The 23,282-nt window shown below is 57.3% G+C and carries 23 protein-coding genes; 12 read left to right on the top strand and 11 right to left on the bottom strand.

Annotated features, from left to right (window positions below; translation table 11 throughout):
• Positions 1–93 precede the first annotated feature (93 nt).
• Positions 94–687, top strand: coding sequence for an ACP phosphodiesterase (locus tag RHM59_RS21575; protein ID WP_322165983.1), 594 nt, complete (start codon positions 94–96; stop codon positions 685–687).
• On the opposite strand, the gene RHM59_RS21580 is transcribed toward RHM59_RS21575, so the two are convergent.
• Complete coding sequence (locus RHM59_RS21580; protein WP_322165982.1) at positions 651–1,445, bottom strand: lysophospholipid acyltransferase family protein; 795 nt, start codon at positions 1,443–1,445, stop codon at positions 651–653. The genes RHM59_RS21575 and RHM59_RS21580 overlap by 37 nt on opposite strands.
• Positions 1,445–2,200, bottom strand: a complete 756-nt coding sequence (gene olsB / locus RHM59_RS21585) for an L-ornithine N(alpha)-acyltransferase (RefSeq protein ID WP_322165981.1) — start codon at positions 2,198–2,200, stop codon at positions 1,445–1,447. Before olsB ends, RHM59_RS21580 begins: the two co-directional genes overlap by 1 nt.
• 251 nt (positions 2,201–2,451) lie before the next feature.
• On the opposite strand from olsB, the gene RHM59_RS21590 reads away from it, so the two are divergent.
• From RHM59_RS21590 to RHM59_RS21610, 5 genes are all read left to right on the top strand, one after another.
• The gene (locus RHM59_RS21590) at positions 2,452–3,561 is read left to right on the top strand and encodes a serine hydrolase (protein ID WP_322285353.1); all 1,110 of its coding nucleotides are present in this window, start codon (positions 2,452–2,454) and stop codon (positions 3,559–3,561) included.
• The gene (locus RHM59_RS21595) at positions 3,558–3,887 is read left to right on the top strand and encodes an amidase (RefSeq protein WP_322285354.1); all 330 of its coding nucleotides are present in this window, start codon (positions 3,558–3,560) and stop codon (positions 3,885–3,887) included. The genes RHM59_RS21590 and RHM59_RS21595 overlap by 4 nt, the downstream gene beginning before the upstream one ends.
• Positions 3,888–3,996: 109 nt before the next feature.
• Positions 3,997–5,154, top strand: coding sequence for a phosphatidylserine/phosphatidylglycerophosphate/cardiolipin synthase family protein (locus tag RHM59_RS21600; protein ID WP_322285355.1), 1,158 nt, complete (start codon positions 3,997–3,999; stop codon positions 5,152–5,154).
• A 104-nt stretch (positions 5,155–5,258) separates the two neighbouring features.
• Positions 5,259–5,840, top strand: coding sequence for a DJ-1/PfpI family protein (locus RHM59_RS21605; RefSeq protein WP_322285356.1), 582 nt, complete (start codon positions 5,259–5,261; stop codon positions 5,838–5,840).
• 9 nt (positions 5,841–5,849) lie between these two features.
• Entirely contained in the window at positions 5,850–6,155 is a 306-nt protein-coding gene (locus RHM59_RS21610) for a ribbon-helix-helix domain-containing protein (protein ID WP_322165975.1), read from the top strand.
• Between the two features lie 72 nt (positions 6,156–6,227).
• Here RHM59_RS21610 and RHM59_RS21615 read toward each other — a convergent pair whose 3' ends face one another.
• Positions 6,228–7,748 carry a fumarate hydratase gene (locus tag RHM59_RS21615; protein ID WP_322285357.1) on the bottom strand — a complete coding sequence of 507 codons (1,521 nt, stop codon included), beginning with the start codon at positions 7,746–7,748 and terminating at the stop codon, positions 6,228–6,230.
• 475 nt (positions 7,749–8,223) lie between these two features.
• Here RHM59_RS21615 and RHM59_RS21620 point away from each other — a divergent pair, with 475 nt between their 5' ends.
• Together RHM59_RS21620 and RHM59_RS21625 are read left to right on the top strand one after the other, a co-directional pair.
• On the top strand, positions 8,224–9,330 hold the full coding sequence (locus tag RHM59_RS21620) for a GGDEF domain-containing protein (protein WP_322185308.1): 1,107 nt from the start codon (positions 8,224–8,226) through the stop codon (positions 9,328–9,330).
• Positions 9,323–10,261, top strand: a complete 939-nt coding sequence (locus RHM59_RS21625; RefSeq protein WP_322184984.1) for an iron-sulfur-binding ferredoxin reductase — start codon at positions 9,323–9,325, stop codon at positions 10,259–10,261. Before RHM59_RS21620 ends, RHM59_RS21625 begins: the two co-directional genes overlap by 8 nt.
• Before the next feature lie 140 nt (positions 10,262–10,401).
• Here the strand turns inward: RHM59_RS21625 and pyk are convergent, their stop codons facing one another.
• Entirely contained in the window at positions 10,402–11,853 is a 1,452-nt protein-coding gene (gene pyk, locus RHM59_RS21630) for a pyruvate kinase (RefSeq protein ID WP_322165972.1), read from the bottom strand.
• A gap of 157 nt (positions 11,854–12,010) precedes the next feature.
• Between pyk and RHM59_RS21635 the strand changes: the two genes are divergently transcribed.
• Complete coding sequence (locus RHM59_RS21635; RefSeq protein ID WP_322184986.1) at positions 12,011–12,385, top strand: tetratricopeptide repeat protein; 375 nt, start codon at positions 12,011–12,013, stop codon at positions 12,383–12,385.
• 303 nt (positions 12,386–12,688) lie between these two features.
• Positions 12,689–13,048, top strand: coding sequence for a PilZ domain-containing protein (locus RHM59_RS21640; protein WP_322165970.1), 360 nt, complete (start codon positions 12,689–12,691; stop codon positions 13,046–13,048).
• A 31-nt stretch (positions 13,049–13,079) separates the two neighbouring features.
• Here the strand turns inward: RHM59_RS21640 and RHM59_RS21645 are convergent, their stop codons facing one another.
• The 6 genes from RHM59_RS21645 to RHM59_RS21670 are packed head-to-tail and all read right to left on the bottom strand — an operon-like array spanning position 13,080 to position 19,928.
• A complete protein-coding gene (locus RHM59_RS21645) occupies positions 13,080–14,423 on the bottom strand; it encodes a DUF58 domain-containing protein (RefSeq protein WP_322184988.1) in 1,344 nt (447 codons plus the stop codon).
• Positions 14,420–15,445, bottom strand: a complete 1,026-nt coding sequence (locus RHM59_RS21650; RefSeq protein WP_322165968.1) for a MoxR family ATPase — start codon at positions 15,443–15,445, stop codon at positions 14,420–14,422. Before RHM59_RS21650 ends, RHM59_RS21645 begins: the two co-directional genes overlap by 4 nt.
• Positions 15,442–16,650 carry a DUF4350 domain-containing protein gene (locus tag RHM59_RS21655; RefSeq protein WP_322285358.1) on the bottom strand — a complete coding sequence of 403 codons (1,209 nt, stop codon included), beginning with the start codon at positions 16,648–16,650 and terminating at the stop codon, positions 15,442–15,444. Before RHM59_RS21655 ends, RHM59_RS21650 begins: the two co-directional genes overlap by 4 nt.
• Complete coding sequence (locus tag RHM59_RS21660; RefSeq protein WP_322285359.1) at positions 16,647–18,239, bottom strand: DUF4129 domain-containing protein; 1,593 nt, start codon at positions 18,237–18,239, stop codon at positions 16,647–16,649. Before RHM59_RS21660 ends, RHM59_RS21655 begins: the two co-directional genes overlap by 4 nt.
• Positions 18,226–19,206 carry a stage II sporulation protein M gene (locus RHM59_RS21665; RefSeq protein WP_322285360.1) on the bottom strand — a complete coding sequence of 327 codons (981 nt, stop codon included), beginning with the start codon at positions 19,204–19,206 and terminating at the stop codon, positions 18,226–18,228. Before RHM59_RS21665 ends, RHM59_RS21660 begins: the two co-directional genes overlap by 14 nt.
• Positions 19,203–19,928: an RDD family protein gene (locus RHM59_RS21670; RefSeq protein WP_322285361.1), complete on the bottom strand. Its 726-nt coding sequence runs from the start codon at positions 19,926–19,928 to the stop codon at positions 19,203–19,205. The genes RHM59_RS21665 and RHM59_RS21670 overlap by 4 nt, the downstream gene beginning before the upstream one ends.
• Before the next feature lie 200 nt (positions 19,929–20,128).
• Here RHM59_RS21670 and sbcB point away from each other — a divergent pair, with 200 nt between their 5' ends.
• Positions 20,129–21,559 (top strand): exodeoxyribonuclease I, encoded by a 1,431-nt coding sequence (gene sbcB / locus RHM59_RS21675; protein WP_322285362.1) that lies wholly within the window; start codon positions 20,129–20,131, stop codon positions 21,557–21,559.
• Between the two features lie 116 nt (positions 21,560–21,675).
• On the opposite strand, the gene mvaT is transcribed toward sbcB, so the two are convergent.
• Positions 21,676–22,056 carry a histone-like nucleoid-structuring protein MvaT gene (gene mvaT / locus RHM59_RS21680; RefSeq protein WP_322165962.1) on the bottom strand — a complete coding sequence of 127 codons (381 nt, stop codon included), beginning with the start codon at positions 22,054–22,056 and terminating at the stop codon, positions 21,676–21,678.
• 359 nt (positions 22,057–22,415) lie between these two features.
• On the opposite strand from mvaT, the gene purU reads away from it, so the two are divergent.
• Positions 22,416–23,267, top strand: a complete 852-nt coding sequence (gene purU, locus RHM59_RS21685; protein WP_322165961.1) for a formyltetrahydrofolate deformylase — start codon at positions 22,416–22,418, stop codon at positions 23,265–23,267.
• The last annotated feature ends 15 nt before the right edge of the window (positions 23,268–23,282 follow it).

Here is a 23,282-nt window from a genome sequence, read left to right on the forward strand (position 1 = left end):
ATACAAATACACAGATCGACTAAGCTGCTGCTAAAAAGCTATATCGGGTTATATCGATATAGACCCCACGCTGATTAGGCGTAAGCTCCTGCCATGAATTACCTTGCACACCTCCATTTGGGCGGCGACCGCCCTGAGCAATTGCTCGGCAGTCTGTATGGCGATTTCGTCAAAGGACCGCTGCCGGGGCGCTTCACTCCCGAAATGGAAGCTGCCATCCAGTTACACCGCAGCATTGATACTTTCACCGATGCCCACCCTTTGGTGAAAGAGGCGATAGCGCGCTTCCCGGCCGCACGACGACGCTACGCGGGCATCGTGCTCGATGTATTTTTCGATCATTGTCTGGCGCGGGACTGGGCGCTGTACGCAGCGCAACCGCTGGACACCTTCACCGCGCAGGTTTACCGGGTGCTGGCGGCAGAGCCCGCGCTACCGGAGCGTTTGGCACAGATTGCGCCGCATATGGCGGCGCAGGATTGGCTGGGGTCTTATCGGGAATTCGAGGTGCTGGGGCCGGTGCTGAATGGTATTTCCCGGCGCCTGTCGCGACCTGAAGGGCTGGCTGGCGCCCTGCAAGAGTTGCAAGCGCTGTACCGGCCCTTGAGCACAGATTTCGCTGAGTTTTATCCCTTGCTACAGGATTTTGCTCAGGCAGCCTTGGCCGAGCGCGCTTCCTTCACCTGACCTGGCCCGGCAATTTCGCCGAACAGTGCTCGTTGCACGGCTTGTTGCGCCTGGAACGCCAAGGCGGCGCGTTCTTGCTGCTGGCTGGCGATTGGGGTCAACAATTGGATATGGACCTCGCCCTGCTCGTTGGCGAATAAGCGGCGCAAGTGCGAGAGCAAATCGTCATCGCCAATAAACGGCGCAATGGGGCAGGGCTTTCCATCACGCAGGTAACGAATCGCCACCGGCTGTAAAGGCACGCCCGCGTCAATGGCGCTGGCGAGCATGCGTCCATGGAACGTGCGCAGGCTGCGACCGTCGGTGGTTGTGCCCTCAGGAAAGATCATCAGCGCATCGTTGCCTTGCAAATGTTCGGTCATCTTTCCCAGAACCAAACGGCTATCACCTGATCCGCGACGAATAAACAGCGTGCCGGCTTTTAGCGCCAGCCAACCGGCGACGGGCCAATTGCGGACTTCGGCCTTGGACAGAAACGACAGGGGCGCGAGCATGCCCAGTAGCGGAATATCGGTCCACGACACATGGTTGCTGACCCACAGCATCGGCTCTTTTGGCAACTCGCCGCTGACGGTCACGCGAAACGGCAACGCTGCGCTCAAGCGTGCCATGAACCAGCGTGACCAGCGCTGTCGCCGCGCCATGGAGTCGCCAATAGCCAAGCGTTCGAGAACCCCGAAAGTGCCCGCAATCGTTAGGCCAACCGCGAGCACCCACAACACTCGAATCACGCGGGCGTAACCGCGTACCCGGCTCATCAAACGGCTGCCTTGAAGTGGCGGGCGTAACGCGGACACAGGTCGGCGCGTTTGAGCAGGATGAACACATCGGCGACTTGGAAATCCTCGTCCCAGCACGGTTCGCCGCAAATTTTTGCTCCCAAGCGCATGTAGGCCTTGAGCAGCGGCGGCATTTCGCAGATGACATTCGTAGGCAGGTCCAACGTTGGCAGTGGCTTCTTGGGCTCGGCGCGTAAGTGCTCGTTGCACAGGTAGCGTTCGCGTAGGCGCTGCATGATCGCGTGCGCTTGGATGCCGCCGTCTTGCATCGGAATACTGGCGCAGCCCATCAGGTAGCTATAACCGCCTTCGTTGAGAATCTCCGCCAGCTCGCTCCATAACACCGCAATAGTGCCGCCGTTGCGATACGCCGGATCAACGCAGGTGCGGCCCAGCTCTAGAATGGGTCCTTGCAACCGACCCAGTCCGTGCAGGCTGAACTCTTCTTCGCTGTAGTAATTGCCCAATGAGGTGGCGGCGGTGTGATCAAGTAAACGGGTAGTCGCCACCAAATGCCCAGTGGACAGATCACGAACGCCCACGTGCGAGCAATGCTCGTCGTAATCGTCGATATCCAGACCCTGTTCGGCGCCTTTGAGCTTGGCGTTGAACTCCCCACTGAACACGCGATAGCGCAAAGCCTGGGCTTCACGCAGCGCCTGTGCGCCAATCAAACGTTCAGCCTGAAGGCAGCGATCGACGCTGGTGTCATGAGTACGAGAAATCTGATTCATGCGGCGTCTCCGTAAGCCAGCCAGGAATGCGGCCGGTGGTGTTCTAGCGCATTGGGGTACAGGTGAAGGCTAGGGAGGCGCGATGTCATCACCATTAAGCTTTGGTGATGCTTGTATGACAGCGGCTCAAGCCGAAGACGGTAGGAGCGAATTCATTCGCGAAAGGGGCTGCACGGTCATCTGAATAACCGCACGTTTGCCGGAAACAATTTGCTGCTACGGTCATGGGGCCACCAGCCAGAGGTCTTCCGATGAAATCACCGTGCATACTGACCCTCACGTTGTGGCTGTTTACTGCCCAGGCATTCGCGCAAAACTGGCCGGATGAGCACTGGTCAACCGCGCCTGTTGCGCCAAGCCCGGCGTTGCAAGCACTCGAGGATTACGCTTTTCCACCCCGTGATGACGTCACCCGCAAAGGCATCCGCACCGATGCCTTGTTGGTGATCCGCGACGGACAACTGGTCTACGAGCGTTATGCCGGCGTCACCAACGCCGACACGCCGCACCTGACGTGGTCGGTCAGTAAAAGTGTGATGGCCTGTGTGCTGGGCGTGGCGTTTGCTGAGGGGCGTTTTCAATGGACAGACTCGGTGGCGAAATTCTATCCACCGTTCAACGCTCATCCCGACATCCGCCTTGAAGATTTGCTGCACTGGGCATCAGGACTGGATTGGCAGGAAGACTACGAATACGCGCCCCTTAACTCATCCGTGGTCGCCATGCTCTACACCCACGGGCGCGCGGATGCGGCGGCGTTCACTGCGGCACATGGCGTGGCCAGCAAGCCGGGAACGGCTTACCGCTATTCCAGCGGTGATAGCAACATATTGTCCGCAGCGTTGAGAACCATGGTCGGTGAACAAGCCTATCCAGACTACCCCTGGACCGCGTTGTTTGAGCCGTTGGGCATTCGCAGCGCAGTGTGGGAATCCGACCGCAGCGGCACGTTCATTGGTTCGTCCTACGCCTACATGACCGCACGGGATTTGGCGCGCATTGGTTTGCTGATGCAGCGCGGCGGTCGTTGGGGCGATAAACAGTTACTGCCCAAGGCGTGGGTCGAATTCAACCTGACCCCCTTTGCTCACGTGCAAAATGACGCCGTGAATGAAGTGCCTGGTGGCCAATGGTGGTTGAATCGTTTGCCTCCCAGGGAGTCTGATCTCGCCACTCGGCCTTGGCCTGACGCGCCGCAGGATACGTTTGCCGCGCTTGGTCATTGGGGTCAGGCGATGTATGTCGTACCCAGTACCAATCTGGTCATCGTGCGATACGCCGATGATCGCGACAGCAGCTACCGTCATGATCAGTTACTCAAACGAGTGTTGGCGGCCTTTGCGGGGGAGGGTGCCCAATGAACGGTCGTCAGGCGTTAATTCGGCGTCGGCCATTGGCCAGTGTTCTGTTGTTGATGGCGTTGGTAATGGTCGTTTTTGCGTGGCAAAACCGGGTGGCGTTACAGGCATTCCCGACCATCATCAGCGCCTACACGGCTAAGGAATACTGTTCGTGTCGCTATGTAGTGGGCAACCCAGCTGATTTCTGTGCAGGCTACGTGAAGCAATGGTTGCCCAGCACCCTGATCGATGACCCGGCTCAAAAGCGTGTGACTTCCACCGGTTTGGGTCGTAGCAGCAGTGCCGTTTGGAAAGGCTTGCATCAGGGTTGTCAGTTATTGCCGTAGAAATTTGCAACCTCCTATTACCGCCGGTTAAGGTTGGCGCCAACCGCGCTTAGGGAGCCTGCATGCTCAATACAATCTGCTTGTTGCTGACGCCGCTCTGCGTGCTTGCATGAGGGGTGCGATTTTTGCGTGGCGCGCGGATAACCACTTCAATCTGCTGATCGACGGTCCTGCTTTTTTTCCGCGCATGATCGCCGCCATTGAGCAGGCGCAGCAGCAGGTCGAGCTGGAGTTGTATTTGGTAGAAGCCGGAAGCTGCGCCGATGCGGTAGTTCAGGCATTGGTGCTGGCTTCGCAACGCGGCGTGATTGTGCGGTGTCTTTTCGATAGCTTTGGCGCGCAGGCCTTTACCTTAAGCTTGCGCAAACGACTCACCGATGCGGGCGTGATTCTGCGGTTTTATAACCGCATGCATTGGCGCCGGGGCCTGCGCAATCTTTACCGCGACCATCGAAAACTGCTGCTGGTGGATAGACAGTTGGCAGTGGTTGGCGGCACCGGCGTTACCAATGAGTTTTGGCACCCGGAGCGCGATACCAGCGACTGGCATGAGGTCATGGTCGAAATCACCGGGCCGATGGTGGTCGATTGGCAGGCGCTGTTCGACCGGCAATTTCATGCCAATGAGCGCCCCACCGCATGGCGCCCCGCACATATTTTTGGTTTGCCGCGACTGCCTCGGGTGCCCGTAAAAGGTGTGGGTATGGGGCGTGTGGCCTATGCCGATGCCCACCAGCACCGCGACATCCTGCAATCGTTGGTCCGGGCATTGAGCAGCGGCAAACGACGCATCTGGTTGGCGACCCCGTATTTTTTGCCCACCTGGAAAGTGCGTCGTGCGCTACGCAGAGCCGCTGCGCGCGGTGTCGACGTGCGCCTGTTGCTGACTGGGCCGCGCACCGATCATCCGTCTGTGCGTTACGCCGGCCATCGCTATTACCCGCGCCTGCTCAAGTCGGGCGTAAAAATCTTCGAATATCAGCCGTGTTTTCTGCACCTGAAAATGGTGTTGATCGATGATTGGGTCAGCATTGGCTCATGCAACTTCGATCACTGGAACTTGCGCTTCAACCTCGAAGCCAATCTTGAAGCCCTCGACCCCGCGCTCACCTTGGCAGTGGCCTCCAGCTTTCAGAAAGATTTTGCCCTGAGCACTGAGGTCAGCCTCGAAGATTGGAAATCCCGGCCGTTGCTGCGGCGAGTGCAACAGCGGATTTGGGGCTGGATTGACCGCTTGGTGGTCAACGTTTTGGACCGAAGAAACTGATCCGTTAATTCCTGCCCGTAGTAGTTGCCTATTACCTGCGTTGTGCTGATCGGCCTTAGTTTGACTATTCTTGTTTACCCACGCCTTCATCTGAGGAGACAGTCATGGCAGCAAAAAAAATTCTCATGCTGGTCGGCGATTACGTCGAAGACTACGAAGTAATGGTGCCGTTTCAGGCACTGCAAATGGTCGGGCACATTGTCCACGCCGTTTGCCCTGACAAAATCGCCGGTCAATCGGTGCGCACCGCCATTCACGATTTTGAAGGCGATCAGACGTACAGTGAAAAGCCGGGCCACAACTTTGCGCTTAACTTTGACTTTGCCAAGGTCAGGGTCCAAGACTATGACGCGCTGGTCATCCCGGGTGGTCGCGCGCCGGAATACCTGCGCTTGAACGACACCATTCTTGGTTGGGTTCGCGCATTCGACAAAGCCGATAAGCCCATCGCATCGGTCTGCCACGGCGCGCAATTGTTGGCGGCGGCTGGCGTGCTGGAAGGCCGCGAATGCAGCGCCTATCCTGCGTGCGCACCAGACGTACGTTTGGCCGGCGGAACCTTTATCGACATCGCGGTGACTGAAGCGCATACCCACCGCAATCTTGTTACCGCACCCGCCTGGCCTGCGCATTCGGCGTGGCTGAACGGTTTTCTAAAATTGCTTGGAACCCAAATCACCCTGTGAGGAACACTTATGTGCGAGCTCTATGTAAAAGCTGACCCGATTCTGTATGAATCGCGCTCACGCTCATTGCGCATCTGTGGCGTCGTGACGACGCTGCGCCTGGAGAACCAGTTCTGGGACATCCTCGCCGAAATCGCCCGCAACGACGGCATGACCACTAACCAGCTCATCACAAAACTGTATGAGGAAGTCATGGGCTTCAACGGTGAAGTGGTCAATTTTGCTTCGTTCCTGCGGGTCAGCTGCACGCGCTATTTGAGTCAGCGTAGAGCGGCGGCGCCGGAGTTGAGTGTGGTGCGTTCGGCTGCGAAGTGATCGACAGATGATTATCAAGGCATAAAAAAACCCGATCACTTCAAGATCGGGTTTTTTGTGTGTCGCGTGGTATTAAATCTCCACCGCCAAGCTCTCACTGATCTTCTTCTGCCAAATCGCAGGACCGGTGTTGTGAACGGACTCGCCTTTGGTGTCCACCGCAACGGTGGCTGGCATGTCTGTCACGTCGAACTCGTAGATCGCTTCCATGCCCATCTCAGGGAAAGCCAGTACGCGAGACTTTTTGATCGCCTGAGCGACCAGGTACGCCGCGCCGCCGACAACCATCAAGTACACCGCTTTGTGGTCTTTGATCGCTTCGATAGCGGCTGGACCGCGTTCGGATTTGCCGATCATGCCCAGCAGGCCAGTCTCTTCGAGGATTTGCCGGGTGAACTTGTCCATCCGCGTGGCAGTGGTTGGACCGGCGGGTCCTACGACTTCATCGCGCACCGGATCAACCGGGCCGACGTAGTAGATGAAGCGACCCTTGAGGTCCACTGGCAGGGGTTCACCACGGTCAAGCATTTCCACCATGCGTTTGTGTGCCGCATCGCGCCCGGTGAGCATCTTGCCGTTAAGCAGCAAGGTTTCGCCCGGCTTCCAGCTTTGTACGTCTTGCGGCGTCAGGGTGTCGAGGTTGACCCGGCGAGCCGAAGGACCAGCTTCCCAGACGATATCCGGGTACGCGCTCAGCGGTGGCGCTTCTTGCGAGGCGGGGCCACTGCCGTCAAGCACGAAGTGGGTGTGCCGAGTTGCAGCACAGTTCGGGATCATGCACACCGGCAACGAAGCGGCGTGGGTTGGGTAGTCCATGATCTTCACGTCGAGTACGGTGGTCAGGCCGCCAAGGCCCTGAGCGCCGATGCCGAGTTGGTTGACCTTTTCGAACAGCTCCAGTCGCAGCTCTTCGATGCGGCTCGATGGGCCGCGCTGTTTCAGCTCGTGGATGTCGATAGAGTCCATCAGCACTTGCTTGGCCATAACCGCCGCTTTTTCCGCGGTGCCGCCAATGCCGATGCCGAGCATGCCCGGTGGACACCAACCAGCGCCCATGGTCGGAACGGTCTTGAGTACCCAGTCGACAATCGAGTCGGACGGATTGAGCATCGCCATCTTCGATTTATTTTCCGAACCGCCACCTTTGGCTGCCACGTCCACTTCCACGGTGTTGCCGGGAACGATGGAGTAGTGGATCACCGCCGGGGTGTTGTCCTTGGTGTTTTTTCGAGCGCCAGCCGGGTCGGCCAGGATCGACGCACGCAGGACGTTTTCCGGAAGATTGTAAGCCTGACGCACGCCTTCGTTGATCATGTCGTCCAAGCCCATGGTGGCGCCGGTCCATTGCACGTCCATGCCCACGCGAACAAAGACGGTGACGATCCCTGTGTCCTGGCAGATTGGACGATGACCTGTCGCGCACATGCGCGAGTTGATCAAAATCTGAGCCATGGCATCGCGCGCGGCAGGTGACTCCTCGCGCAGCCATGCTTCATGCATGGCCTGAATGAAATCTACCGGATGGTAGTAGGAAATGAACTGTAGGGCATCGGCGACGCTCTGAATCAGATCGTCTTGCTTGATCACGGTCATGTGGCACGCTCCTCTGATAGGACGGGAACATTAATAAGCTGCGTTCAACAGTACTGCGGGGGGCTGCTGAAAACATCTTTTAATAAGCGCGCCGGCCCACAACGCCGACGCAAAAAAGGCGCGGCAGTATAACGCGGCTCAGCTCTGCACACATCCGATTGGACACAAACCAAAGTCTGCCCCGGTACCGGCACCCTTTTTGCGTGGAACGAGAAGTTTTGAGTTTTCCAAGTAGAGAATTGAATAGTCATTTATGGGTGGGAATATTAGAGTGGCAAGTGGCCGCCAAGCTGGCTGGTCACTTGTCGAAGCCCAGCCCCCGTACGCTGCAAGGAATCGCAACCCAGCAATGACCCACAAAACGCGCAGTCTTCGAGTGTCATCGCAATGGGCGGCAAGCGGCTTGCGGAAATAGCCACCTAGGCGGTTTATGCCGGAACGGAAAGGAATTCCTTTGAGCACGGTGAGTCAACGAGTGACCGAAAAAGCCACACAGAATTTGTTAATCAAGCGATTTGCCTTGGCGGCTGGCACGTATGTGCTGGTGCTGATACTCGTTTGGGCCGCTATTCTTAGCAATTATTACCAAGCGCCACCGCACGAAGCCTCAGTGAGCACGGGTCTGGTGATTCTCAGCCAAGCGGTGTTGTGGTTGGTGTTCCTGCGCGGTTACAACTTGCGTTTTCGCGACCCCGGCCTGACCGAACTGCAAGTCATGATGGCGTTGGGCTGGCAAACCTTTTTACTGGCCCACTTGCACAGCGCGCGAGGAACCTTCCTTGTCATGTACCTGCTAATCATGCTGTTTGGCTTGTTTCATCTACAGCCAAGGGCATTTCTGCGTTGCGTGGCGTTCGTGTTTTTGAGCTTTGCCGGGCTCAACCTATGGGAAGCGTTCCACCAGCAATTGCCCGATCCCGGACTGGCAGAATTACAGACACTGACGCTGTTTGTTGTGCTGTTTTGGCTATGCTTGTATGCCCGTTACGTTCAAAGCTCCCAGCAGCGCTTGCGGCAGCGTCGTTTCGCACTCCAAGCGCATCAAGACACGCTGCGTGGAATGATGCGCCAGCTTGAAGACTTGGTTGCGACGGATGAATTGACTGGCTTGTTCAATCGTCGTCACTTTTTGCGCATGGCCTCGCGTGAACTCGACTCCATGAACTCGTCATATTCCCATGGCCTGGCGTTGATCGATCTGGATCACTTCAAGCGTATTAACGACGCCCACGGACATGCCGCCGGCGATCAGGTGTTGCAGGCATTCGCCGCTGTCGCCACCGCGTGTCTGCGTGAGGGCGATGTACTGGCTCGCTATGGCGGAGAGGAGTTCGTGCTGTTGATCCCGCAATGCACCTCTGAACATCTGACCCATTGTTGCGAACGGCTACGTGAAGCGTTCTCTCGCGTTGAGTTGGTCGGGATGGTGATCCCGGGTTTGAGCCTTTCGGTGGGTATGACGTTACTGGACATGGGCGATCATCTCGACGAAGCCTTACAGCGTGCCGATCAGGCGTTGTACCGCGCAAAACGCAGTGGACGTAATCGCTGTGCCGCTGCCTGGGAAAATCAGGATGCCTGAATTGAGTGTTGGCGACCGGACATGGTCGGTCGCGTCCGCCAGTAACCTGCTGGATGCACTGAACAGCTCGGGTATCACTGTCCCCTACAGTTGCCGCGCGGGCAGTTGCCACGCGTGTTTGGTGCGATGTCTAAGCGGTGAGCCGGCTGACGCGATGCCTGAAGCACTTGAAGCGGGTAAAAGGCAGCAGGGTTGGCGGTTGGCGTGCCAGTGCTCGGTCGTCGAAAATCTGACCGTGGAAGTCTTTGACCCATTGCGCGATGGTCTTCCTGCCAAGGTCGACCAATGTGAATGGCTTAGCCCGACGGTTTTGCGTTTACGTTTGATTCCCGAGCGTCCCTTGCGTTATCGCGCCGGACAGCACTTGGTGTTGTGGGCCACCAATGGCGTAGCTCGTCCTTATTCGTTGGCGAGCCTCCCGGAAGAAGACCGATTTCTGGAGTTTCACCTCGACTGCCGTCAACCGGGGGCGTTTAGTGACGCTGCGCGTCAGTTGCAAGCCGGCGATTCGATGCGCTTGGGTGAGCTGCGCGGTGGGGCTCTGCAATATGATCCTGATTGGCAGCCTCGTCCGTTATGGTTGCTGGCGGCAGGCACCGGACTGGGGCCGCTGTGGGGCGTGCTGCGCGAGGCGCTGCGTCAGGAGCATCAAGGTGCCATTCGCGTTATGCATGTTGCTCACGACGCCAGCGAGCATTATATGGCCGGTCCGTTAGCGGAACTGGCGGCGGTACATTCACAGGTGCAGGTCGAGTTAATCACCGCCGCTGAGTTCCCCGCTGCACTGGCCGCGTTGCGAGTCGTGTCGCGCCAGACCATGGCATTGTTGTGTGGCGGGCCTGCCGGCGTCGAACAATTTGCCAAACGTCTCTACATGGCCGGGTTGCCACGCAATCAGCTATTGGCTGATGTGTTTCTCAGTCGTGCTTGAGGCGTTCCCCTCAAACACCATGTAACGTGTTGAATTTGAGACCGTTGCCCGGTGTTTGCTGCGCGCAAGTGTGGCGCGCCGCCCTAATGAAAAAGCCCCGACTCTTTCGAGCCGGGGCTTTTGATACTGCCGGGGCGGTCTTAGACCATTGGATCGCCGACGTGCAGGATTTTCATGCCGTTGGTACCGCCGATGGTGTGATAGCTGTCACCTTTGGTCAGGATGACCCAGTCGCCTTTTTGCACCAGGCCGCGTTTAAGCAACTCGTCCACTGCCGATTGGCTGACTTTGCCGGGTTCCAGCGCTGCTGGGTCAAACGGTACGGTATAGACGCCACGGAACATGGCGGCCCGCGCCTGGGTTTCACGGTGCGGGGAGAATGCGTAGATCGGCACCGAAGAGCGGATCCGAGACATGATCAACGGTGTGTAACCGCTTTCGGTGAGGGCGATGATCGCTTTCACGCCGGGAAAGTGGTTCGCCGTGTACATGGCGGCCAGTGCAATGCTCTCGTCGCAACGCGTAAAGGTTGTGCCAATGCGGTGGCTGGAGGACTTCCCGGTCGGGTGCTTTTCAGCGCCGACACAAATCCGCGCCATGGCCTGGACCGCTTCGATCGGGTATGAGCCCGCCGCACTTTCTGCCGACAGCATGACTGCATCGGTGTAATCCAATACGGCGTTTGCCACGTCGGACACTTCGGCACGAGTCGGCATCGGGTTATTGATCATCGACTCCATCATCTGGGTTGCGACGATCACCGCTTTGTTGTGGCGGCGTGCGTGCAAGATGATGCGTTTCTGAACGCCTACCAGCTCGGCATCGCCGATTTCAACACCCAAGTCACCACGGGCAACCATCACCGCGTCACTGGCTTTAATGAGCGCGTCGAGGGTCTCGTCGTTCGCCACGGCTTCGGCTCGTTCAATCTTCGCGACCAGCCAGGCAGTGCCCCCTGATTCGTCACGCAGTTTGCGTGCGTATTCCATGTCGGCGGCATCGCGTGGGAATGAAACGGCCAGATAGTCCAGTTCCATTTCCGCTGCGAGCTTGATGTCGACCTTGTCTTTTTCAGTCAAGGCTGGCGCGGTAAGACCGCCGCCGCGACGGTTGATGCCTTTATGGTCGGACAGTGGGCCGCCGATCAGCACGGTGCAGTGCAAGGCGTCGACGGTGGCGCTGTCGACACGCATGACCACACGGCCATCGTCGAGCAGCAGCTCATCGCCCACGCCACAGTCTTTGACCAGATCTGGGTAGTCGATACCGACGATGTCTTGGGTGCCTTCATTCAGAGGATGCGTGGTGGAGAAGGTGAACAAGTCACCGACTTTCAGCTCGATCTTCTTGTTGGCGAATTTGGCGATCCGTATTTTAGGACCTTGCAAGTCGCCCAGCAGTGCGACAAAGCGCCCGTGCTTGGCGGCAATCGACCGAACCAGAAGGGCGCGAGCTTTGTGCTCTTCCGGCGTGCCGTGGGAGAAGTTCAGGCGGGCAACGTCCAGGCCTGACAGGATCAATTGTTCGAGGACTTCCGGCGAGTTACTGGCCGGGCCAAGGGTGGCGACGATTTTGGTGCGACGAACGGTCATGCACAGTCTCCTTAGTTGAAGCGCAGCGTGAGGCTACTACTGTCTTGAGCTGTAGTCATTGTTCCTTTGCACTACCTGATAGCCCGTGCGCAGGGCAAAAAACAACCTGAAGAAAATCCGTACGGGGTCGATACACTGCAGAGCACAGGAGAGCCCCATGCGAATTTTGATCGTTTTTGCCCTGATGGCGAGTGTCGTCGGCTGTACCCGTTGGTCCATGGACGAGCACCTCAATAGCGCTTACCGCTCGTATGCTAGCGGGAATTGCGATAGCGTGATGATCGAGTTGTCTCAGGTTGAGCGCGAAAGCCGCGCGCGTCGTTACATTCAGCCTGAAGTTTCGATGTTACGCGGCCAATGCTTGGAGCGTCAGAAGCTGTACGTCGATGCTGCGCAGACTTACCAGTTCATCATTACCGAATACCCGAGCAGTGAGTATGCATTCCGGGCGCGAGCGCGACTGGACACTCTGCAGCAGCTTGGGCATTTCCATCCTGGCGAATCTGCTCAAACGACCCCGTCCCCGCTTTAATTGCATTCAATTGGATCGACGGTCACTCTTTTGAATAGCTGAGTGCCAGCCTTGAGCTACTATTGTGTTCATGGAGTGGAGGCACTGACGTAAAGCGCACAGTTGGCCATGGACCGGCATATTCCCACGCGAACGAGCATTCCAATACGAATTCCGCACACATAACGGCATTGGGGAGTTAGAGGGCGCGCGGGAATAAAAAGGGAGATTTGGCCTGGGTGGCGGCAACGCTACGAGCCCGGCGCGAAATCACATAGCACTAGCGCGACCATGCTTAATGGTTATTCATGGCGACCGTCAGACATGTTAATCGAACGACGAATCGAGCGTCACCAGTTGCCGTGCTATTTGCAGATATTCAATCGGTATACGGATAAACCGATGGGTTATTTAGGCAACGTTTCCGAACACGGCTTGATGTTGATCAGCAATCTGCCAATTCTGGTGGGCGCTGATTTCGAATTGCAATTGAAAATTCCCGGCAGCGCAGGCGTGCCACGGCATATTGATCTCAATGCAGGCTGTCTCTGGTGCCAAGAAGACGAAACCCCCGGTAACTACGATTCGGGGTTTGCGTTGCGGACCATGCCCATCGACTACATGCACCTGGTGCTGGCATTGCAGCAGTATTTTAGCTTCCATTCTGAAAGCGCTTCCGCCTGACAGTGCAATGGGATCGAACGCTGGCACCGACTTAAAGCGTGCCAGCCTTTTTCCAGCTCAGGTATCGGCTTACCAATTGTGTCCCCAGTTCCAAAGGGCGCGCATCCACTACTGGCACGCCATGAGCGATCAACCGTTCGTGCAGATCTGTGCGAGCGTTGAGGACTTCAACGGTGCCGCAATAAGCCAGCGCATCTTGCCACGTTTGGACAGGGGTCTGGCGCACGCTGTCGAGTAATCCTTCGCGCAGGCTGGCGACCAATACCCGGTGATGCTGACCGAGCTGCTTGACCGCGCCAATCAATTGCTCATCGTCTTCGTCACGCAGATTGGTCACAAGAATCACCAGTGCGCGGCGTTTTTGCCGAACGAGCAGTTGGCGCACGGCGACACTGTAGTCGGCTGCCCGCTGAGTGCTTTTCAAGTCGTAGACGCTGTTGAGCAATCGGTTCAATTGGCTGGTGCCTTTGACCGGGGCCAGATAGCGCTGCTGCTCGCCGGCAAAGGTTAATAGGCCTACTGCGTCGCCCTGGCGCAGCGCGATGTAGCTGAGCAGCAGGCAAGCATTCAGCGCATGGTCGAAATGGGCTAGATCACCGTCCTGGCTGCGCATGCGTCGGCCGCAGTCGAGCATGAAAATAATCTGCTGATCGCGGTCGTCCTGATATTCGCGAGCAATGGGTGTGCGTTGGCGCGCCGTAGCTTTCCAGTCGATCTGGCGCAAGCTGTCGCCTTCGCGAAACTCTCGCAGTTGATGGAACTCCAGTCCCAAGCCGCGACGCTGACGCTGGCGAACTCCCAGTTGGCTCAGCCAGTTGTCCACCGCCAGCAACTGGCCGCCGTATAGGCGCGCAAAATCGGGGTATACGCGGCTTGCCCCGGTGAGCGGCACATAGCGGCGGGTGGTCCATAAACGCAGCGCACTGGGCAGGTTTATTTCGCAACGTCCAAAGTCGAAATGCCCACGACTCACGGGGCGCAGTCGATAACTCAACTCGCCGAATTCTCCGGGGCGCAGCGTGATGGACTGAGGCAGGTTTTCGAAGGTCAGCCCTGCGGGCACATGGTCAAATATACCCAGTGTCATCGGGTGCGAGTAGTCGTGTTCGATGCTGATCCTCACATCGCTCCAGCGTCCCAAAGCCAGGCTGCCCGGCAACCGACGTTGCAGGCGTGGCGACGGCACCCGCAAAAGCTTCAAGGCATCAATCAGGCTGAGGATCATCATCGCCAGAAGCAATCCCCAGCAGACTGCCGAAACGCTGCTCGGAAGATTCACGCCCAGCGCCGTCAAGGTGCCGACGATCACCGCCACGCCGGTCAGCCCGCCGAGCCATATAAGCTGCAGGCGAGATGGCTTGAGGATCTGTTTCACAGACGCGGTGCCGGAACCTGATCAAGCAACTGCTTGAGTACCTGATCCACGGACAGCCCTTCTATATCCAGCTCCGGCGAGAGCCGGACCCGATGACGCAACACCGCCAATGCGCAGCTTTTGATGTCGTCCGGGATGACGAATTCGCCGCCACGCAACATTGCTCGGGCGCGGCCGCCACGAACCAGTGCGATGGACGCACGCGGCCCAGCGCCGAGGGTCAGGCCCGGCCAGCTGCGGGTGGTGCGAGCCAGGCGTACGGCATAATCCAGCACCTGTTCGTCCAGGGGTAACTCACTGGCAATGCGTTGGAGGATCAAAACATCCTTGGCCTGCAAAAGGGTACGCGGTGGCTGCACGTCAAGCATGTCGGCTTTGGTCGAGCGGGTGACTTGTCGGACCATGCTCAGTTCTTCGGCTGCTTCGGGGTAGTCCATGCGCAGCTTAAGCATGAAACGGTCGAGTTCCGCCTCGGGCAGAGGGTAGGTGCCTTCTTGTTCGATGGGGTTTTGTGTGGCCAGCACCATGAACGGCTGAGCAATCGGCAGGGCGCGACCTTCGAGTGTGACTTGACGTTCTTGCATGGCTTCGAGCAACGCCGCCTGGGTTTTTGCAGGCGCGCGGTTGATCTCGTCGGCCAACAGCAAGTTGGTAAATAGGGGCCCTTTGCGCAGTTTGAACTGTTCTGTTTGGATGTCGTATACGGCGTGGCCGGTCACGTCACTGGGCATTAGATCGGGGGTGAACTGGATACGCGCGAAGTCGCCGCCGAAGCAGCGGGCGAGGGCGCGGACCAGCAAAGTTTTGCCCAGGCCCGGAACGCCTTCGATCAACACATGACCGCCTGCGATCAATGCCGTTAACACGTCGTCGATCACCGCAACCTGGCCAATGACGACCTGCTGTAATTCATGGCGAAGCGCCTGAGCCAAGTGGGTGGCACGTTGGCGTTGTTGAGCCTGATTGCTCGCGGCAGGCGGGGTCTCGGCGCTGCTTTGCGGGTCCGTCGAGTGTTCGCTCATAGGGCATTCCTGAGTGTTTGCAGGTGGGCAACCTGGCGGGTGAATTCGGTGGCGGACAGCTTTTTATTGGGCGGTGGGCGCAAGGCTTGACCGATAGCACTGGTCGGTTGTTGCGTCAGGCGTGCAAGCACCTGCCATTGATCGGCGACACCCAGGCGTTCGAACCCGGGATGGCGTAGCCGGGCGCGGCGCAAGATGTCTTGTTGCAGCCCACGCAGCAGAGCGGATTGACCGCTGCGCCGGAGTATAAAGTCGGCGCTGGCGCGCAGGTGTTCGATCAACTGTCGACGCGCCCTTGACGCCGTTGCCTGCAGCGGGCCTTGGCGTACTCCGGTATGCCACAGCAGCAACCCGATCAGCAACGCCAAGGCTGCCAGCGCTTGCGGGAACTTACGCAGCAGGAGACTGAATAAATCGCCGTGTTCGGTCTGCAGGAGCATCGTGACAGTGCTGTCCTGCGTCAGGTACCAAAGCAGCCACGCGTTGTCGTCGTGTTCGATGGCGTTATTTTTCCAGAGATCGCTGTCGGTCAATACCGTGATCAATCCGTCGCCATATACCAGTTGCATCATGTGCGTCGACCCTTCGCTGTTGGCCCAGGTCTGCGCGTGATCCTTCGGGTCTTCCAGATGAAAGCGAGTGTCAAAACTGAAATACGCCGGATCCCTCTCGTTCTCCAAATAGAGCTTGGTCAACTGAGGTGATTCAGCGGGCGGGAGCAAGGCAAGCAATAAGTCGCTGGAGGGTTTCAGGGGTGTGCTGTTCGTGCGCTCTGGCGGTTGAAGACTGGCACTGAGGACTTGATGAATTTGCACGCGGTCCAGCAGCAAATCGCCGCTGCGACCTTTCTGCTCGTCCCACAATTGTTCGGCGACGAATAACAGATGCCCGCCAGATTTGGTCCAGTTCAATAACCGGTCAACTTGCCGAGGCGTCATGTTTTCGCGGTCGGCGAGTAACAGCAGCGTGCGCGTGTCAAGGCGGGCGTCAGGCAAATCCGAAAGGACATGGGTCACGTCGACGGGCACCGAGCGCTGCCGCAAAAACTGTTCAGCTGCCAGGTAAGGGTTGGTGCGTGCTATCCGCGATGGGCCGTGATCAATGACCTCGCTGTAGCGCTCAAGGTGCGTATAAAAATAGCGTCCGGCCAGCGCCAGTAAACCAAGCACCAGCAGTCCGATAACCCATGCGTTGCGCTTGCTCATGGGCGCTTTGCGTTGTCGGATGGGCGACCGAACAATTGACGCCAGCCTTCGCATAACTCGCGTTGTAAATGCACATCAGGCAACTGGTGCCCGTAGGCAAGATTCTGCCAATGGGCAGTCAGGGTCAGGCTGAACTCGTTGAGTCGGTTGAGCTTGAGATGCGCGACCTGCCGTAACACCTCGCCTTCGGTGTCGGCATTTTTCAGCGGGAGGTGATAGTCAATCAACAGCCGATTGAGCAGCGCCCGATACAGCAGCCCCAGTGCTTCGCGAGGCTGGTTTGGCCACAAACGTTCGGCGGCTGTGGCCACGTCGTCGGGCAGGCTTTGTGCACTAACGTGCAAGCCAAAAAGCTGTTGCGCACTGTCGCGCTCAATCGGTCGAGTGGTTTGCCGGCTGACAAAGGTGCGTAACCAAGCCCGATAGCGCCAAAGTAATACGCTCATTAAGACCACGGCCGCAGTCCAGAGCAGCACTTCAACGACACGGGCAAATAGTTTAGCGGCATGCTCCGCCCAGTTGATCAGGTCCAATAACCACTGGCCGGGCAGCGCAGGGTGCTCGGCAGATGACGGATTTTTGATCGCACGCCAACCGTTGATGGTTTCAGGGTTCTTGAATGGCGGTTGCGCCACCAGCGTCTTGATGCTCTCGCGAGCGGCGCTGCTGGTCAGCTTTTGGTGAGTTAATCGCGGGCTATCGGGTCCGGCATCGGCTCGGTTCGCTGCCGTGGCGTCTGACGGTGGCAACGGGCAGCTGTAGATTTGTTCGTCCGCCCAGGCAGAAGGCGTAGCCGCCGAGAAGACTAACCCGACGCCGATCAACATGACGTAGGCGCTGCCGATCAGGCGTTGGCGTAAACGTCGCAGGACCAATTCAATGTCCCAGGCTTCCAGCTCGGTCCGGCGGTTCAGGTACAGCGTGAAACCACACGCCACGTAGATGGGCTCCCAAAAAACCAGTACCAGTGCATAAAACGAATTGCTCAGGTGCTCAAGCCACGTCCAGTTTTCTTGAAGGTCGAGCACACTGTTCCAGCTCCAATCCAGGCGAATCTGTTGCGGAATCAGAAAATAAAAGACCGCCATCAAGCCCAGCCACAATGTCGACTCCAGGCTGCTTCCGATGGACGTCAACCAGCGGGCGGCGCGAAGACTTCCATGGCTCAGAACCCTGATGCGCTGTTGGCGTGCTGGGCCGGATAAGCCCTCAAGTTGCTGCACGGGCATTTTGAAGCTGCGGCTCATGCTCAGCCGTCGCCACGTCAAACTGGCGAACCACTGCGGTTTTATCAGGCGCAGCCATCCTTTCAATGCCTGCTGAAGACTGGGCGTCGAGCCAAATAGCGCTTGAGACAGGATGAGTAACGGCAAGCGCTCGAAGATCGGTTTTAGCCACCAGAACGACAAGATCGCCAGTGCTGGATAATCCCAAAACACCAAACTGAACAGGGCAAATATAGGCAGCGTAACGATGGCCCAACTGCTCATTAGCAACGCACGATGTTCGCGCGCTAACAGCACGCCCAGATCGATGGCTTCCCAGGGATTGCGCGGACGAATCGTAACGCTGGCGTCAGTCAGGCGCATGGCGACTCCGGCCGGCGAAGATCAGGTAGGTCGCGACCAGCGTCCACAGCGCGGCGCCGACCAGGTATTTAGTCAGGGGCTGAAAGCTGTTCAACGATGACCAGTAGGCTTCGATAAAGGCGGCGATCAGTAAAAACAGCATGACCCCGTACATCAGCCGTACACTGATTTTTGCCGCCAGCCGCAACGCTTCGCTGCGGGTTAAGGCGCCCGGTGCCAACAGCGCCCAGCCCAGTTTCATTCCCGCAGCCCCGGCCAAGGCGATGGCGCTTAACTCGAACGCACCATGGCCGATGGCAAACGACCAAAATGTTTGCCCAAAACCGATGCTGCTGAGATGCCCGGCCACGGCGCCGATCATCAGCCCGTTGAATAGCAAAAAAAACACGCTGCCCAGGCCGAACAGCACACCGGTGGCAAATGTCTGAAACGCGATGCCGATGTTGTTCATGATGTAGTAAGCGAACATCATCCAGTCTTCACTTGAGCCGCGTATGGCTGCTTCGCCAAGGCGGCGGGCGGCGGGGTCGTACATGCTTTCCATTTCCGTCAGTTGTTCGGGGCTGACGACGCAGTACACCAGGTCTGGGAAAAAATAGACCAACAGGCCCATGCCGATCAGGCTGCCAAAAAACAACACGCTCGCGGCTAGCACGAAGCGCCATTGCTCTCGTACCAGTCGAGGGAAGCCTGCGAGGATAAAACTCAGCATCTGTGGGCCCAGCTGGCTGCGATGCCGATAAAACTGTTGATGGCCGCGCGTCGCCAAGTGTTGCAAGGAATCGATCAGGTAGCTGCTGTAACCGCGCTCATGGGCCAGGGCCAATTGTTGGCAGATGCGTCGATAGTCGCCAGCGAATCCGGCACAGGCGGTGCTGTCGGGTTTGCCACGTTCAAGTGTTTCCAACAGATTGGCAAAGCGCTGCCAGTCGGGTTGGTGGCGAGTTTCGAATTGATTCTGCTTCATGGCGACCCCAGCAAACCGCGAGCGATTCCGTTAAGCCGGGCAACCGCTTGATCAGCAGGAATCTGCAAGGGCAACGCCACAATTTCAGCCAGTTCCTGGGTGCGCTCGGGAGACAGACGGATTTGGCGCTCGGCGAACTCCAGCACGGCTCGCTGTTCATCCAGCGTCAGAACCAAAGGCGCCGCCTGCGATACCGCTTCCGGTAAGACGGGGTACGCGGTGAGCGCGTCCCGATAGATCACCAATGAACCGGCAGCCAGATCACCCAAGCGTTTGAACTCGGGATGTTGCAGGCAGCAGACGGCACCAAGGCCGTAGCCGAACGGCAACATGTCGACAAAACGCAGCAGATTGCGCGTCAATGACGCCGCCCAACCAATGGGGGTGCCGTCGTCATGAACAACGCGTAGGCCCATCAGCTGCTTTCCGGGGGTTCGTCCTTGATTCAGGACCTCGAACAGCACCGGGTACCACCAGTTTCCGACAAACAGTACGAGCAAGCCCAAGCCGTTGCCGAACGTACTGAATACACTGAAAAACAGGAACAGCCCACCGATCACCAACACGCGAATCAGCAGGTCAATGCTGAACGCCAGCGAACGTGGCACCAGCCCCGCAGGGCGCAATATCAAGTCGAATCCTTCCGGGGTTTCAATTCGCGCACGGGTGTCCAGCGGCTCTGTCGACGCTGCAATCCTTGGCGAAGCGGGCGGGGAGGGCATTTTCGGAACGTGCTTGTCTGATAACAAAGTCCGATGCTAGCCAGCGCGGGCCAGTGAAGCAACCAGACTCTTGAATCCGTTACAAACAGTCTATGAATAAGGCAATTTTTCGGCCCTGAGTTGTGTGTTTGAATTTGACGATTAACCCTTTACGCGTTGCACGCCCTACAATTCGCCAGTCTTTTGCTCAGGAATAGCCCGTGACCTCCAGCATCTTCTGGTACGACTATGAAACCACCGGTATCAACCCGCGTAATGATCGCGCGCTACAGGTTGCCGGTATCCGCACCGACGCTGAGCTCAATGAGATTGCGGCGCCGATCAACCTGTATTGCCAGCCCAGCGAGGACATCCTGCCGCATCCTGCTGCCTGCGTGATTACCGGCATCACCCCGGATCGGCTGGCGGAACAGGGGCTGACCGAGGCCGACTTCATGACCCGGGTCCATGCTCAGTTGTCTGCTCCAGGTACGTGCGGTGCCGGTTACAACACGTTGCGCTTCGACGATGAAGTCACCCGCTACAGCCTGTACCGAAACTTCTTCGATCCGTACGCCCGCGAATGGCAGGGCGGCAATAGCCGCTGGGATTTGATCGATGTGGTGCGAACCGCCTATGCGTTGCGCCCTGACGGAATCGTTTGGCCCGAAGAAGAGGGGCGCGTCACGCTGAAGTTGGAGCGACTGACCGCAGCCAATGGAATCGACCATGGCCAGGCGCATGATGCGCTGTCCGATGTGCGCGCTACCATCGCGCTGGCGCGCTTGGTTCGCGATAAGCAGCCCAAATTGTATGACTACCTGTTTCAGTTGCGCAGCAAGCAACAGGTACAGGATCAAATCCGGCTGATGCAGCCTTTGGTGCACATCTCGGGGCGCTTTTCCGCTGCCCGGCATTATTTGGGCGTGGTGCTGCCATTGGCATGGCACCCGCAAAATCGCAACGCGCTGATTGTTTGCGATTTGCATTTGGACCCTGCACCACTGCTAGAGCATGACGCCGATACATTGCGCGAGCGCTTATATACCCGCCGTGATGATCTGCCAGAAGGAGAGTTGCCGGTACCGCTTAAAGTGCTCCATATAAATCGCTGTCCGGTGATCGCGCCGCTCAGCGTGCTACGCGCTGAAGATCAACAACGCTTGCAACTGGACATGACGAACTATCGCCAGCGTGTGCAGCGCCTAATCGATGGTCGGGAACTTTGGCAGGATAAACTGAAGGCGGTGTATGGCCGAGACGACTTTACGCCAAGTGAGGATCCAGAACAGCAGTTATATGATGGGTTTCTGGGCGATCGTGATCGTCGGCTTTGTGATCAAGTGCGCATCGCGGAACCCGAACATCTTGCCCGTGATGAATGGCCTTTCGATGATGAGCGTCTTCCTGAATTGTTATTCAGGTACCGAGCAAGAAACTTTGCGAACACCCTGACTGTTGAGGAGCAACATCGCTGGCACGCCTTTTGTCGGCAACGGTTGTCAAACCCAAGCAGCGGTGCGCCAAATACTTTACAAAGTTTTACTGAGGCGTTGATCACAGCATCCCTTAGTGCGTCGGCTGAGCAGCTTAAAATCTTGGGTAAATGGCAACACTATGCAGAGCAACTTAAGGTTCGGTTCTGCCTCTGACCGCCTACGGGTGAGCTTCCGAGGTACTTTGTTACAAATTAAGGCAAATTAAAGCTATAAAAAAACGCCAGAGAGCTGGCGTTTTTTTTAGTCGTCATTGCTGACGACGTTGTTGCTTAGCCCAGCAGAGTTGCCCAGCCTTCAACGACGTCGCCGCCCCACTTAGCTTTCCACTCTTTCAGAGTCTTGTGGTTGCCGCCTTTTGTTTCAATGACTTCGCCGTTATGCGGGTTTTTGTACTGCTTGACCTTACGGGCGCGCTTAGTGCCGGTAGGCTTAACAGCGCCGCCACGTGGAAGCTTGCCGCTTTTTGCTTCTGGATCCAGCAGTGCAATTATGTCACGCAGCGATTTTTGATATTCGCCCATCAAGGTACGCAGTTTGCCTTCAAATTCCAGTTCAGTTTGGAGTTTGTCGTCTTGGGACAGATTCTTCAAACGGGCTTGCAGTTCTTTGATGGCTTCTTCTGTGGCGCGGTATTCGTTGATCAAGGACATGAGAGTTACCTAATGTTGTGGCGTGACAGGGAGACAGTGACGCAATAATAGTCAGACACTTTGATCAAGTAAACATTAAAGAAAAGTTTTAGCGCATTTATTTAAAAATCAGGCTTATGCAATTGGTGGGTTAACACTAGATAATTCCCTGCAGACCCTAAAGAGCAGGCGTTTATTGCCATTTTCTATCGAGTCGTTTTGCTATCGCTATCGAGGTGACCGATCGGGAGGTGTCAGCAGTCTGTACCCGGCGAACGGATAATTGTGGGGTGGCGGCAAACAAGCCAAGAGGATTACTGCAGTTTTGCCGCGTAATCGCTAGAATGGCGGCCTTTGCGAAGTTCTGGAGTTCCCCCCACATGCGCACTTTTCGCCTGGTGATTGCTTGCCCGGACCGTGTCGGCATCGTTGCTAAAGTCAGTAACTTTCTGGCGTCCTATAACGGCTGGATAACCGAAGCGAGCCATCACTCGGACAATCTCAGTGGCTGGTTCTTTATGCGTCACGAGATTCGCGCCGATACATTGCCCCTTGAACTTGAGGCCTTTCGTGACGCCTTTGCGCCGATTGCCCAAGAGTTCTCCATGAACTGGCGCATCACCGATTCCGCTCAGAAGAAGCGTGTGGTGTTGATGGCCAGCCGTGAATCCCATTGCCTGGCAGATCTTTTACATCGTTGGCACACGGACGAACTGGACTGTGAGATCGCCTGCGTGATTTCTAACCATGAAGACCTGCGCAGCATGGTCGAGTGGCACAAGATTCCTTATTACCATGTGCCAGTGAACGCTGCCGACAAGGAACCGGCATTCGCCGAGGTCTCGCGTCTGGTCACGCATCATCAAGCTGACGTGGTGGTGCTGGCGCGGTACATGCAAATTTTACCGCCGCAGCTGTGCCGAGACTTCGCGCATAAAGTGATCAATATTCACCACAGCTTCCTGCCCTCGTTCGTGGGCGCCAAGCCGTATCACCAGGCGTCATTGCGTGGGGTAAAGCTGATAGGCGCAACCTGCCATTACGTCACCGAAGAGCTGGATGCCGGCCCAATCATCGAGCAGGACGTGGTGCGCGTGAGCCACCGCGACAGCATCGAAAATATGGTCCGCTTCGGTCGAGACGTTGAAAAGATGGTCCTTGCCCGTGGCCTTCGCTCGCATTTGGAAGACCGCGTGCTGGTGCACGACAACAAGACCGTGGTGTTTGATTAAGGAAGCCGCAGACGC

The organism is Pseudomonas sp. MH10 (assembly GCF_034353045.1).
Classification (GTDB): domain Bacteria; phylum Pseudomonadota; class Gammaproteobacteria; order Pseudomonadales; family Pseudomonadaceae; genus Aquipseudomonas.